The organism is Granulicella sp. L60 (genome assembly GCF_009765825.1).
In the GTDB taxonomy this organism is placed as follows: Bacteria; Acidobacteriota; Terriglobia; order Terriglobales; family Acidobacteriaceae; genus Edaphobacter.
This window is the reverse complement of record NZ_LMUR01000015.1, coordinates 623971-637519: the sequence shown is the minus strand read 5'-3', so window position 1 is coordinate 637519 and position 13549 is coordinate 623971. Positions and strand designations below refer to the sequence as shown.

General features: G+C 52.8%; 10 protein-coding genes. 3 read left to right on the top strand and 7 right to left on the bottom strand.

What is annotated here, in order from left to right; genetic code table 11:
* The first annotated feature begins 51 nt into the window (after positions 1 to 51).
* On the top strand, positions 52 to 2187 hold the full coding sequence (locus tag GSQ82_RS09900; RefSeq protein ID WP_158792087.1) for a S9 family peptidase: 2136 nt from the start codon (positions 52 to 54) through the stop codon (positions 2185 to 2187).
* Positions 2188 to 2353: 166 nt separating this feature from the next.
* On the opposite strand, the gene GSQ82_RS09895 is transcribed toward GSQ82_RS09900, so the two are convergent.
* The 6 genes from GSQ82_RS09895 to GSQ82_RS09870 all read right to left on the bottom strand — a co-directional run bounded on the left by GSQ82_RS09895 (position 2354) and on the right by GSQ82_RS09870 (position 9339).
* Positions 2354 to 2506 carry a hypothetical protein gene (locus GSQ82_RS09895; protein WP_158792086.1) on the bottom strand — a complete coding sequence of 51 codons (153 nt, stop codon included), beginning with the start codon at positions 2504 to 2506 and terminating at the stop codon, positions 2354 to 2356.
* A 137-nt stretch (positions 2507 to 2643) separates the two neighbouring features.
* On the bottom strand, positions 2644 to 4485 hold the full coding sequence (locus tag GSQ82_RS09890; protein WP_158792085.1) for an asparagine synthase-related protein: 1842 nt from the start codon (positions 4483 to 4485) through the stop codon (positions 2644 to 2646).
* A gap of 28 nt (positions 4486 to 4513) precedes the next feature.
* Positions 4514 to 6922, bottom strand: coding sequence for a lasso peptide biosynthesis B2 protein (locus tag GSQ82_RS09885; protein WP_158792084.1), 2409 nt, complete (start codon positions 6920 to 6922; stop codon positions 4514 to 4516).
* On the bottom strand, positions 6907 to 8280 hold the full coding sequence (locus tag GSQ82_RS09880) for a hypothetical protein (protein WP_158792083.1): 1374 nt from the start codon (positions 8278 to 8280) through the stop codon (positions 6907 to 6909). Before GSQ82_RS09880 ends, GSQ82_RS09885 begins: the two co-directional genes overlap by 16 nt.
* Positions 8277 to 8564, bottom strand: coding sequence for a PqqD family protein (locus GSQ82_RS09875; RefSeq protein ID WP_158792082.1), 288 nt, complete (start codon positions 8562 to 8564; stop codon positions 8277 to 8279). Before GSQ82_RS09875 ends, GSQ82_RS09880 begins: the two co-directional genes overlap by 4 nt.
* 289 nt (positions 8565 to 8853) lie before the next feature.
* Entirely contained in the window at positions 8854 to 9339 is a 486-nt protein-coding gene (locus GSQ82_RS09870; protein ID WP_158792081.1) for a helix-turn-helix domain-containing protein, read from the bottom strand.
* Between the two features lie 204 nt (positions 9340 to 9543).
* Between GSQ82_RS09870 and GSQ82_RS09865 the strand changes: the two genes are divergently transcribed.
* Both GSQ82_RS09865 and GSQ82_RS09860 read left to right on the top strand, forming a co-directional pair.
* Positions 9544 to 9786 (top strand): hypothetical protein, encoded by a 243-nt coding sequence (locus GSQ82_RS09865; protein ID WP_158792080.1) that lies wholly within the window; start codon positions 9544 to 9546, stop codon positions 9784 to 9786.
* Between the two features lie 69 nt (positions 9787 to 9855).
* Positions 9856 to 11592: an ABC transporter ATP-binding protein gene (locus GSQ82_RS09860; protein ID WP_158792079.1), complete on the top strand. Its 1737-nt coding sequence runs from the start codon at positions 9856 to 9858 to the stop codon at positions 11590 to 11592.
* 16 nt (positions 11593 to 11608) lie between these two features.
* Here the strand turns inward: GSQ82_RS09860 and GSQ82_RS09855 are convergent, their stop codons facing one another.
* Positions 11609 to 12769, bottom strand: a complete 1161-nt coding sequence (locus GSQ82_RS09855; protein ID WP_158792078.1) for a PAS domain S-box protein — start codon at positions 12767 to 12769, stop codon at positions 11609 to 11611.
* Positions 12770 to 13549: the final 780 nt, after the last annotated feature.

Sequence of the window (13549 nt, the reverse complement as noted above, 5' to 3'; positions counted from 1 at the left end):
TACATTACCAGCTTGTCATTAAGTGTAAACGGCAGGCGGATTGCCTATCTAGTGAAGACTCCTGACATCGAACACAATCGCAACGATTACGAGCTGTTTGTCCGAGATGTCGATGACAAGACTGTATCTCTCGGAAAACCTCTTCTTAGCGGTAATATCTCAGAGCTGACGTGGTTAAGCGATGACAGACGCATTGCAATGCTTTTTGGGGACGACAATGGAGACACGAATACCCTTGTACTATTCGATGTTTCCACAGGGCATAAGGAAGTGATCGATCCTGTTGCAAGTACCATTGATTCGTACAGTATCGATAGTTTGGGGACCACAGTAGCCTACGCGGTCCAAGATAAGCAAAACATAGACTCGCACGTAGCGGGGACAAGTGAGGACGACATTGCACGAGGTTACCTTGTGAGCTCGGGCTCCAGCGTTAGTGAGACAACAGTAACCAGATCCATCTACATTTCTCATCGAAACACTTCAGGCGAATGGTCTGTCCCGTTGTCGGTTAACATTGAAAATCCGTTTAGTCACCTCAAGTCGACCCGTCTACCTTTGGCACGGTCGCTAAGCCTATCGCCAAATGGAAAACGCCTATTGCTCAACTATCTCTCTGATCGCTTTCCGGCTGAGTGGAATGACGATCTGTCGATGAAACCATTCGCAGCTCTTCCGCAGCACGACATCATGGTTCTCTATGATCTAGATAAAGCAAGTACCGCCTTAGCGTTGAACTCTCCCTTTCCTGCAAGCACCCCCCTTTGGTCAAACGACAGTCAGTCGTTCCTTGTCAATTCGCCTTCTCCTGTCGGCAGCCGATGGAAGGCAGAGGATGTGAAAGAGCATCACGCATCAGTCGCAGACGCAAATCTTTTTTCCGTAAATGCCGCGTCTGGAACGGTCGAGGAAGTCTATCGCCATGTTCCTTTTCATCACGAGAGACCACTGGTATGGCGACCTGATGGGGACATCATCATCCAAACAGGGTTTGCAAAGTTTGCGAGGCTCCATCGGTTCGGAAATGCGTGGCACGAGGCGGAACACATCACGCTCCCCCAACCTGACAACGACCAATACGCCTTTATAGTTTCCGATGGAACCGAGCTTATCGGAACCCATGAGACTGCCACAACCTCGCCTGAATTATTTAGATATCAATCTTCTCTAAAGCAACTCGCAATACTAACTGATATAAACCCTCAACTTCATAGAGCACAATTTGCATCGGCCGAAGCGGTACATTGGGTCACAACTGGCGGGCTAAGTGTGAACGGTTTGCTGTTCCTACCGCCGAATTACAAACAAGGCCTACGCTATCCACTCGTAATCCAAACGAAAGGTGACGGAGCGGGATGGTTTGTTTGTGACTCAGGCAGCAATCACGATCCCTCATTTGCGCCACAACCTCTGGCGACGGCTGGGATAATGTATCTTGTCCGCACTGTAGCTGACGATTGGAAATTTCAAGACGATCTCGATAATCGAAATGTAGGAAACTATCCAGGTGGCATTGGGGAGGCGGTCCAACAGATGGATATATGGGACAGTGCGGTCAACATGCTCGACAAGAGAGGAATGATCGATCCCTCGAAGGTTGGGATTATCGGGTTCAGTAGGACAGGGTGGCAAGTTGAGTTTGATCTGGTCCATGCTCGGGTCCTCTACGCTGCCGCAACTGTCGCAGACAACATTCAATATAGTTTGAGTGATTACTGGCTAGCTCCATGGTTTGCAACAGATATTGAACACATGTATGGCGGCTCGCCCGAAGGAGGGGCGCTAGAGAACTGGCTCAAGTACTCCCCGTCATTCAACTACGCAAAGATACGGACACCTCTGCTCATAGAGGTGATGGGATATGGCTTCCATGAAGAGCTTCCTTATAAGTCACCCGAAAAAGTGCCCGGAAACCTGATTCATTATTACGAGCTTCGCGAAAGCCTCTTTCGCCTAAGCAAGCCATTCGAACTCTATTACTATCCGGATGAACAGCACCAACCAGATCACCCAAAGGCGCGTATCGCCAGCCTACAACGGAATGTCGATTGGTATCGCTTCTGGTTGCAGGGATACGAGGATGACGATCAGAGAAAGAACGATCAGTATCGGCGCTGGCGGGCATTAAAAGCGCAACGTGACAGAGGGCAAAACTCTGTAGATAACAAAGTATCCGTCCGCAATTAGGTCCCAGCTTGGGATAATCGAATACGCACTAACAGGTGCTAAAAAGCTGTTTCTGAAGAGCTTGTGAAGTCATCGGGAATTAGGACCTACGATAGACGGCCCTGAGTCTGCCTATCGTAGGTCGTTGAAAGATGGACGTAGATCTCGTACCTTCGACATGTGGGCGTTATTCGTCCGCCTCGTATGCTCCGGTGGTTGAGAAGGAATTTGCGGCGGCGTTGTCCGCCATGGTCGCAATTTTGGCATTGGGATGGCTGTGGGTCTGGATGGCACGGTTTGCATCAACCGTGGTCAGGACATTTGGTTTTGTGTAGCGCATGAGGTGTTCCTTTCTTTGGTGCAATTTCCGTGCGAACACGGCTATGTGCCAGCAGTGCTCACACGGATCTCAGTCGCCCCATTTGTATTGGGCGGAACTCTATTGTCGCTGCGAGACGACGGGTCACATGAGTCCTATCAAGTTCGAAGGCCTCGCAACCATATTTCTATGTCGATCGCTCTCGTCAAGTGCCCTATCCACGCCATTTCGCCAGACAATGCGGCTTGGAGTGCGGCTTGGATTTTTCTCGAATCAACGAGACCGTATTCCGCTAGGAGTGAATCTGCGAAGAGCTTTTCGATTGTAGGGCGCCCCTTTTGGAGATGTGCGGTCAGCCCACGCGAGACAAACGCCTTACGCCTACGTTCTAAAACTTCGGTTGGAATAATCCCTCGAAGCGCTCGTCGCATGAGCAGACGTCGCCGACCTGGCTGTACAAGTTGCTGACGGGGCAATCGATGTAAAAACTCAACAAGATCTCGATCCAAAAATGGAAACCGGTACTCATAGCAACCTAATAGCTTTGGCGCTTGATTTGGCAGGGTATCGAGAAGAACCCACCAGGTGTGACCATTTGCAATTGCGCTTGGTCTAGCACAAATTAGTGTTCTTTTTTCTACGCGGCGCGGATTGGAATGACTGCACAACCTCCGCCCCTCGGGAGTCAACCAGGACGGCGCGACCTCACTTACAGAACCGCGGCAAAGGGCAATTGTCGCCTCTATCGAGCTAAGTATCAGTTGTCCAAACGGCCTGCGTCCGACTAAAGACCACGCGAACGCTCGAGATATCAGCTTTGATAGTTGACCTCGTCTGACGTAGTCCGTCAATTCGGGCAATGGAGTTGGAACGCCGCCGAGTAGTTCGTCCCCCCCGATTCCGGAAAGAATAACCCTATGACCCTTTCCACCAACGGCATTCTCGAACTTAGTCGCAGCATCAAAGTAGCTACGATCCCCGCAAATATACGGGTAAATACGGGTTTGTAGAAGCAAGGGTTCGTATTGAGCAATCCTTTGAGAGACATCGATGTGAATCCCTATCTTTTGGCGGTATCTCTCGATTGCCTCGAAATATATCCGATCATCCCAATCTGGCTCGGTGTCGTCATAGTACGAGACGGTATCTAACGTATCCATATCATTGATCGGGCCGCAGGCCATGTGGTCCCGCATGCAAACGATAGCCGAAGAATCCATGCCGCCGCTCAACTCAGCTATTGCTCGCGTTCCGGGCGGACTTCGGCGGCTGATCGCCTGCCCAAAGAGTTGGAGATAGTGCTCATCATATTCGGCCTCTCGTCGATAACAAATCTCGGACTCTGCAATGCAATTCCAATGCGGACGTATACTCGCCTTTCCATCTTTAATCGCCATATAGTGTCCAGGGCGAACGGCATGAATGTCTCTATACGGGGTCGATTCACCCGCAGGCTGACAGGCGATGGTGCGAGCCAGATACTCCTTGCTCAACTCAAGTGGATTCTTCTCTGTGAAAAAGGTCTCAAGATATGTGGACCAGATGGTTCGACCTCCTACATTCCTGTAGAAAAGAGTTCTGGTTCCCGCATGGTCTCTTGCCAGATAGAGGACGCGATCTTGTGAGTTCCATAAAGCGACCGCCCACTCTCCGACAAGCCGGGAAAAACACTCCTGCCCCCACCGCTCAAACGCTCCAAGAATTAGTACGGAATCGGGGCTCTCGGCGGCTTTAACTCCTAGGGCGGCGGCGATGTCTTCGTAGTTGTCAAGCCTTCCATCGAGCGCGACCATATTTCCTAAGCCATCAAGATAAGGCTGCCGTTCGAGCAATGATCGCTGATGAGTTTGGAATGCCTGAAAACACATTCCAACGGAACCATTCGCAGAGATGGTTGTGCCGTCAGGGCCATAACGAATCGTGACCGGCGCCAGGAGCTCTAAAGCTTGCCTGAAACCCCTCGGGTCAGACGAGTCGTGGATGCCAAAGATAACACTCATAAAGCATTCCCCAGGATCAGATCTTTGTTCAGCACCGTTGCAGTTCCCGGTAGAGTTGTGGCGTATACGGTTTGTCATTAACCACGACTCGCTTCAACTCCACCCATGCATGGAACTTCGCTGGGACGATGCGCCCCCCGATTACAAGTTCGGCAGCCAGACCATACCGGCGCAGCAGCATCGTAAGGGCAACGGAGCGCTGCAGGCACTTCACCTCTTTGAAGTAGAGGACACATGCGATGTCCATTGCATGGCATACCTGCCGGACAGAATATTGGTTTCGATGCCCATCAACAGTGGCAAGCCCCGTCAGCGAGGACTGGAGGGGACGTTCTTTGTGCCGCCACAGATTCCATTCCGTTCGAACGAGGTAGCGTGAAGCTCGAAGAACAAGTGCTGTAGAACAGGGCGTCTCATGATTGAAAACTCCGAGCTCATGACACACAAATGCGATCCTGTTGGTCAACGCATCGATGCGTACAGCCAATGGCATCGTCGCGGCGTGGCCGCGTTGGGCGCTGTAATCAAGCAATATCGGAGATCTCTGGGCAGCGCGGTGCTGGAGGAGGGCTGTCATCTTCCTCGCATGAGCCGGATTGCACCGGGTATCCTTGTCGCCGCTCACGAACAGGATCGCTGGATAGTTCCGTTTGCTATCGACACGGTGATACGGCGAGTATCCATGGAGTGCAAGGAAGTCCTCCGCGTCATCCGCCGTTCCATACTCCCCCGCCCACACGTAGGCTCGGTCGAAGAGGTGATAGCGCACCATGTCAAGCAAGGGCGCGATGCAGAGTGCGGCACGAAACAGATCCGGCCTCTGGGTGACGGCTGCACCGACGAGAAGACCGGAGTTCGATCCGCCGAAGATGGCCAACTTTTCCGGCCTTGTAATGCCTTCCGTCTGTAGCCACGCCGCAGCTGCAACAAAGTCATCGACCGCTACCTGGTGGTTCCTTCGATGGGCAGCCGCATGCCATTCGGTCCCCCGTTCCTCTCCGCCCCGTATCTCCGGGAGAGCGAGAAGAAATCCAAGTTCCAACATGATCAACACAAAGGTGGAGAACTGGGGGGTCAGAGTGACCCCGAACCCCCCGTAAGCAGTCATAATGACGGGACAGTCCTTCCACCCTGAACTCATATGTCCCACCAGCGACATCGAAACTTGCTTACCGTCCTTCGCTGAGTAGGTGAGCTTTTGATGAACGATCGAATGCTTTAGGCCTGGAACATAATTCTGGCTCCAAACCGCACGCTTACCGGTCTCCGGTCTGAAGGAATACAGGGTGGGAGGCTTATTAAAGGATTCGCACGAGAGAAACAGCTCATCGGCTTCTGCGGAGTAGGTTGGCAGGATACCCCAAGTGTTCCCTCTCTCAAGGGGAAGAGCGCCTAAAAACTCTCCATCAAGCGACCACACTCGCACCGTGGCTTCAGTTCCGATTAGATAACTCACATAGATGCGATCACGGACGAAGGTCAGTCGCTTGATTGGTCTTTCCCATTTGGGGACAATAACTCGCCGTCGCCGACAATTGCTTGCGTCCAACTCGACGATTTCGCCGTTGGCGTCGTCCTTATGATCAACAAGGAGCAGCATTCCGCGGCAAAAGAATGGATTGAACGGTCCAAGTACATCATGAGCGATACGGTCCCAGGAATCGTGGTGTTGTTGATTTGTAGCGTAGACGTCAGCTGCATATTCTTCGCCATGCTTCTGATACAGAACCGCTAAAAGCATTGCGCCGTCAGATCCAAGAACGAGTTTGCTGGCAGAACCCCGGCTAAGTCTCAGAATTACGTGGTCATCTTGTGCGTCAGTTCCGAACCGATGGAAGCGGATCAGATGGTCACTCTCTGGGTTCGAAGCGTCATTCGCGAGGAAATCATGGCAATAGTAGTAGCCGTCGCCTGAACTTCTGAATGCGAATCCTCGGGCAAGTCCGGTGGCTAGGTGGTCAGGGAGAATCTTCCTGCTCTGCACATCGACAACGTGGATGGCTTTGCTATGCTCACCACCATGCTTCAGTTCGTAGGCCAGCCAATTGCCGTCGTTCGAGATGCGATAGATCCCGACCGAGGCGTATGGTCCCAAAGCGCTAGGGTCGACCAATTTCTGCTCGGTCCGCGTATCGGCGTCCATGAGGTAGACCGACGCCTGTTGCTCTCCAACTTTGCGTTTACGATAGAAGTATTGATCCCGAACTTTTCCGATCTGATCTGTGGTCTCAACATCAAGAACCTCCTTCACCCGGGATCGCAGAGCGTCCAAATTACCAACTCTTCTGAAGTACTCCTCAAATCGTGCACTCTGGTCGACAAGCCACTGTTCCGTCTCTGGAGAATCTCTCTCTTCAAGCCAGCGGTAGGGATCGGCTACGACCGTGCCGTGAATCGTATCCACAACGTCGATAGGTCCAGCTACGCAGATTGACATAATGCCTCCTGTTGACCTGAGCTGATTGCGATCCGATCCAAGTGTCGAGCGAGGCTGCGCGTATAGCCCTGGACTCCAGGATCTTGCCGGCGCGGAGAGTATAGCCAATCGCCGCGACCGTAAAGGTAGGAAAGCACTGATACGAGTGGAACAAGTCGCAGAGCTCCTTCGATTTGCTTCTCAGTAAGGACATCGCGCCAGCAATACCTGTAGGCGCTGGTCAGCCTTGCGCGCCAGGTATCGGGAACGGTTGTCTTTCGTGAAACATGAACACAGAGCTGTTCAAGGGCAATAAAGGGATTTCCGAGATACGCTTCGCACCAGTCGGTGAATACGCAATTCACTCCATCGCCGAGAATGCTTCCTGGGCTAATGTCGCTATGCATCACCGAGTCCGGTATCGCCAGCTCCTGCATCGCACTACAGGCCCGATGAAGCAAAACTCCAATCTCAAGCAGACGAGTTTTCGAAAGTGCAGGTACCCTAGTGCTGGTTTGCAGCGCCATCGCTTCTTCGAGATATGCGATCAACTCGTCGATATGGCCGTCGACTGTCGGCATCCGATGATCGACGAACTGCGCCGCGAGTAGCTCCTCATCTTTGCCAATGAACTGTATCTGAAGGGCAGCAAGTCGAACTGCAGCCAATTCAAAATCGGCGAAAGACTCCGAGGAGTGCAAGGATGAGCCAAACTCTTCCATGATCCACGCGTGCCAATCCTCACGCAGGGACAGTATCCTTGGAAGATATTGGGGACAATGCTTGGCCAGATAGGAAGTAGTGGCGAACTCGCGTAGATTGGGGTCTCCAACTGCTTTGAGCCAATACACTCGGCCGCAGCGCGTATCGAGTCGAGCGAGCGCGAACGAGCCGCCGGCGTTGAGTTGACGAATATCCGTAAACTCTAGTCCCTGATCGTTTGCGCTTTCTCGTATCCAATTTTTCGCGTCCTCGATCCATCCAAGGCGCGAGAAGGGTCCACGTTCACCGGGATTTCCTTCCACCATCCCTTCGAGCATGGTCAGTGACTCCTTCGGCAGTACATGTCTCGGAACCTCCGCAATCGGAACAGAACTAAGCCCGTCGCAAGGAAATGGTACCGGCTCGAAGATCTCGAGCACAGCGCAATAAGGTGATCCCTTATGCCCGCTCAGCCAGTCGATGACAATGGCGCGAAGACGCCATTTTTCGAATACCAACGCCGTAATCTGTTCGGCCGGACGTGTGTACCGCGGAATGCCAATACGCGGTAAGCGAGATTCGCCGCCTGCTTCTTCGAGCAACGCGATTTGTGTTTTTGAACCGAGAAGCAGCAAGTGATAGTACTCCAGCTCGTCGTGTGACGAAGTCAATGTCATTGATCCTCCGAACGCCGCTGGGCGGCAGCCACATCTTGGATCAAAGCTCGTGACGCCAGGTCCGCCAGGAACTCCTGTACGTCTCGTTCGACCGTCTGGATGTCGGTCGCCGTCTCCGCAACGAGATGGCAGACAATTTCTTCTTTCGTCTTACCTTGTTCGATTTGACGCCATATATAGCCACCCATCGCATCGAGCGTCGTGATCTGGCACCGAGGCCCGTTGAGGATGACTGCACCATCCTGGTCAACGATCGAGTTAAGCTGCGGAGCAGTCTGAATCACGTTGTCACCTCAATGAAGATGAATTGCTCGGGTTTGGTCGGACGAGTAGGCATCACTGCGTCGGTCGGCCCCGGAGATACACCTAACGCGTACCAGATGGAAAGATGAGTGGGTTTCTCAGTACGCCGGAGTCTCTTTTCACGCTACGCCGGACGTCAGTAGGAACTCCAACACGATCCATCCAACTGTGGAGATGAGTGTGCCACTGCATAAACGCAATCACAATTCGTAGAAGTGGACAAAATGCGGGGAGCCTGTTCGGTTTCGCAAAACACGCGATAGAGTGTGGCTAGTTATTTGAGTCGTCTTCCTCGTCGAACTTGCGACAGTCGCGCATGGTCAAAGCCTGTTCACGTTCTCGCCACTGTGTCGGTGACATATGCGTATGGTCAGAGAAAAAGCGATTGAAGTCCCGTATCTCGGTATAGCCGAGCCGTTCAGCAATGTCTCCGATCAGCTCGACCGGTACATATCCGAGCATCGAACAGGCAGTCTCAAGTCTGACCTCCTGGATATGCTCCCGAACATTCTTTCCGTACTTCCTTTTGAACTTTCTTTCGAACGTTCTCCGCGAAATTCCGAGTGCTGGCAAGATGTTCTTAACGTGCAATTGCACATTTGCATGCCTGGCTTCGATCAATTGATGGAGGTAGGTGACCGGATCGCTGAGGGCTTCTCTCCGCGGATCGCCTGCCGGCATCGAACGCCAATAGCGGATCTCGGCTATGATCTCCTTCTCGATATCGGTCAGTCGCTCGTCGTCCCTCTTCGCCACAGCCTCATCCTTAGGGCAAAATCTCAACTCAGTCCTCAAGGTACACGTGGATCCGAAATCCAGAGATTCTCAATTTTCCTGCGATGCCTAACTTTGAGCTATTGCAGAGCGTGCTGCCGACTGAAGCAGGAGGAGCGCCAACCCGCGGGATCGAGCAGATGGCCTGTTACAAATCCACCAGCTGGATCGGAACTCTATAGGGCGATGGAACGCCAGTCTTATGCAACAGCAACAGAGCGAGCCACCGAGTCGAACGCTTGTGGCCTGATGTCAAACAGAGAGCTTGCCCTGCTTGACGTGATTCAGGAGGGAGTGAACGGTAGACAGCAACCCGAGATCTTCGCTTCCGCGTTGGATGACGGTCAAATCCATGAAGTTTCACGCATCGAGCTAGTAGAAGCAAATAGCAATACGGCGGCCAATATTTTAACTACACATTCACAATGAAACGCATCGATGGATAGCCCGACCACAACTCGATGGCTCATTGGGCGAGCGAAGCCGCATACAGGCTCTGTGATTGTTAGCGTCATCGCGGCGATTGTTGGTGGTATTGTGGCCACCGTGGATCCGTTATTGATGCGGCATTGGCTTGATGTGACTTTGCCAAGCCATAAGAATACTTCCTCGCTATTGATGGTCGGCTTGATAGCCCTATGTTTCCTGGCTCGGTCTGTTGTCGGTGGTGTCTCATCATTGGCCAGTTTTCGCATAGGCCAGTACATAGGCCTGGAGTTACGTGGTGACCTTGTACGACACATGAGTACACTTTCATCCGATTGGCATGAACGCGTTCTCGTCGGTGAGAAGCTCAGCCGCATCGAGCAGGATGCCGAGCAGGTTGCGCAATTCGCTGCAGACGCGCTGAATACAATCCTGCGATCAGTCCTGTTTTTCGCGTTGAATCTCGCCATCATGTTCACCCTCAACTGGCGGATGACACTCACAGTCCTGCCGTTTTTGCCCCTTTTCCTTTGGGTGCGCGTCGGATTTCGGAGCGTAATCTTGGCCAGAGCAGATCGAGCACAGGCTGAGGTTGGTCGAAGCTCAGCTCGACTTGCCGAACATCTCGGTGCGATTCCGCAGATTCAGCTTCCCGGTGCGGAGGAACGGAGCGCTACCCACGTCATCGATACCCGCTATCAGACTGCGGCGGCGCAATGGGCACAACGCCGCACGGAAATCGGCTTCAGCGTTGCAGTCACTAGTGTGATGGCCCTGGCGATCATGTGCCTGCTCGGAGTCGGGACGCACGAATACCTGAGAGGGGTGTTGAGCATAGGAAGCCTGGTCGCGTTTTATTCCTATGTCACCCGGATATTTGAGCCCGTTTCGACTGTCATGGAACTGTACGCCCGTTCGCAGAGAATGTTGGCCAGCACGCGCCGTGTTCGTGAGATCCTCGAGACAACAGCGACCGTACAGGACCATGGGTTAGTCGATTCTCTTCCATCTCCCATGCGCCGCGGCCTGGTATGCGACTCCATATGCTTCTCGCATTCCGATGGCAAGCAGACGCTTCACGATATTTCCCTATCCATTCGGCCCGGGGAACGATTGGCCATCGTTGGGCGAAGTGGCTCTGGTAAATCCACGCTTGCGCGGCTGCTCGCCCGCGTAGCAAATCCGATGAGGGGAACCATCACGCTCGAAAAGATCGCACTCCAAGACTACAGGCTCGTAACATTGCGAAGTGCGATCTGCTACGTGCCACAACAGCCCACCTTGTTCTCCGGGACGATACGGGACAATATGCTCTACGCCTCGCCTTTGGCCTCCGATAGCCGACTTGAGGCGGCCATCGAATCCGCGCAGCTCAGAGATGTGGTTCAGCGCCTGCCGGATGGCCTCTCCACCAAGCTCGGTCCCGACGCGGCAGGGCTCTCGGGCGGGGAGCGTCAACGATTGGCGCTGGCGCGGGCTCTACTCAGGGAGTCTGCAATCCTCATCCTTGACGAGGCCACCTCCGCGCTCGATGTTCCGACCGAGAAAGCCATACTTCGGTCCATCGCTGAAGGAAGACAGGAACAAACCGTCGTGATCATCTCCCATCGCCTGCGCTCCCTGACCTGGGTCGACCGGCTCGTCCTTCTTGACGCGGGGCGGATCATCGCGGAAGGAACACACGAGGAACTGTATCGGGATTGCGCCCTCTACCGCGAGCTCTTTGAGCAGTCTGACGAAATCTCGCCGGAGGCTTCAGAATCGCAGGATCGAGCAAGCAAAATGCAGTTCCAGGCAATGTCCACGTAAGGAGACAACTCACGAATCATGCAGTCGCATGGGGGAGGTCTTCGGTCCGGGAACAAACTTTGCCTTCGGGGAGTGGTGTCACCATGCTGATGGTATGACTTGGCCTTCCAGACAGCGCCCTCACAAGGGAAACGGTCATAGTTGCATGGATCACCTTTCCATCTTTCCGGACCAGTCGTTTGAGAATCTCGTAATGTTCGATCCCGCCGGCCACAATCTCAAGAAACAGAGCGCGGCCCTCCTTAAGATCGTCTGGATAAACAAACGTTGAGAATGGACGGCCGGTGATCTCATCTGCGCTATAACCAAGGATCTCCTGGAATCTTTTGTTGCTGGCGATCGGAAAACCTCGAATGTTGATCTTCGCTATCCCGATGGGAGCGCTTTCAAAGATCATCTGGCTCTCCGCCTCGCTTAGACGAAGCTGTTCGCGCAATTCCATCTCCTTTTGAAGATCATGAGCGATACAGGCAATGCCATTGGGAACTTTGGCATCGGCCCCGTAGACCGGATAGAACTCTAGCCGCACAGGGATGTCCACCGCATTGTCGTCATTACGGATGTGCGCTTTCAGCACATAAATGGTTCGTTCTGAGGAGAGCGCCTCATTGAAGTTTGCCAGAATGATCCCGCTCTCTTCTGTTGAGAAATAATCGAGGACCTTCGTCCCTTGAAGGGACACGTCATCAAGACCTGTTGCCACGGAAAATCCAGGGTTGGCATAGATGATTCGCAGATCCGTATCGAGTAACAAAAGGAAGTCGGAACTGCTCTCGGCCAGCGTCATGATATGTTCGTATTCGATCATGCCTATCGGCATGTTCTCCAACTCCACAATCACTCCGAGCAGCCCGGCGAGTTCATTCCGGTCGTCAAACAGCGGTACCCCCGAGATGTAAGCAGGAAATAGAGTTCCGTCCTTGCGCTTCCGTACCGTTCGCACATTGCAAAACTGCTTGCCCTGCCGCAGTTCATCTTCAAGTCTTCTCCATTCTTCACGTCTGCACTCCGGCAGTAACAGAGTATGGCCAAGAAGTTCGTTCTCTTCAAATCCATACATCTTGCAAAATGCGGGGTTGCAGAACCGCACGACCCGATCGAGCCCAAAGTAGACGATGCCAACCGGGACCCATTTCAAGATGGATCGACGCGTCTCCTGCTCCAGGAAAGCATCCATCTTCTCTCTGCTGCACGCAAACGTTGTACTCGCATCCCATCGCGAACGGTGCTGATTGGGGAACGGAGTGTCACTCCCCGGGATAAATGCTTCCACAGGAGTGACTCCGCTACTCACTGTATCGACAACTTCGCATGAAAATCGTATCGATGCAAGGCAAGATCCAAGTGCCGCGAGTACAAGCAGCGCTGTGGCCATAGGTTGAGAGTGAACTAGGAATATTGCAACCATGCTTCCGACAGCGATCACTGCGAGAAGAAAGGACGCCAGCCATTTGGATAGCACCGCTTTTGCGGAGTGTTTCACCGAGTCAATCCGAGGGTTAGCGCTCATCTGGTAGTCCCTGGTTGTAGTGCGTCGGCTTTCTTCAACGTTTCAAGGTCATGCCTCGAATAATGGATACCAACCGACGACGACACAAATTTCAACGGCTATATTTCATTGGAACGAAATTGAAGTCGATTTTCCTTCCAGGAATCGCTGACGATGAAAGGAAACGCGAAACTCTCGCACGAACTGGGAAGATTGTTGACAGCTAGACGAGATATAGCAATCAAACGTAATTCAAAAAGTGTCACAATCCCGCATATCAAGACTGCTCTCTGACGATGGGATTTTCCCGGAAGCAGCGATTGAAAGTCTCGGCTGTTTACCTTCAAACATGCGTGAACAATACCAGACAATTGAAGCTCGTGACAACGAAGCAGGCGTGTCCATGGCAGAATCTGTTCGGCACAAATCAGACAGCAACTTAACACTATTTTTGTGCTGAATCCACCA

Excerpts from the sequence above, each read along its gene's own strand:
- GSQ82_RS09895 (WP_158792086.1), bottom strand. The coding sequence starts at position 2,506 with ATGCGCTACACAAAACCAAATGTCCTGACCACGGTTGATGCAAACCGT.
- GSQ82_RS09890 (WP_158792085.1), bottom strand. The coding sequence starts at position 4,485 with ATGAGTGTTATCTTTGGCATCCACGACTCGTCTGACCCGAGGGGTTTC.
- GSQ82_RS09885 (WP_158792084.1), bottom strand. The coding sequence starts at position 6,922 with ATGTCAATCTGCGTAGCTGGACCTATCGACGTTGTGGATACGATTCAC.
- GSQ82_RS09880 (WP_158792083.1), bottom strand. The coding sequence starts at position 8,280 with ATGACATTGACTTCGTCACACGACGAGCTGGAGTACTATCACTTGCTG.
- GSQ82_RS09865 (WP_158792080.1), top strand. The coding sequence starts at position 9,544 with ATGGAACGCCAGTCTTATGCAACAGCAACAGAGCGAGCCACCGAGTCG.
- GSQ82_RS09855 (WP_158792078.1), bottom strand. The coding sequence starts at position 12,769 with ATGGATGCTTTCCTGGAGCAGGAGACGCGTCGATCCATCTTGAAATGG.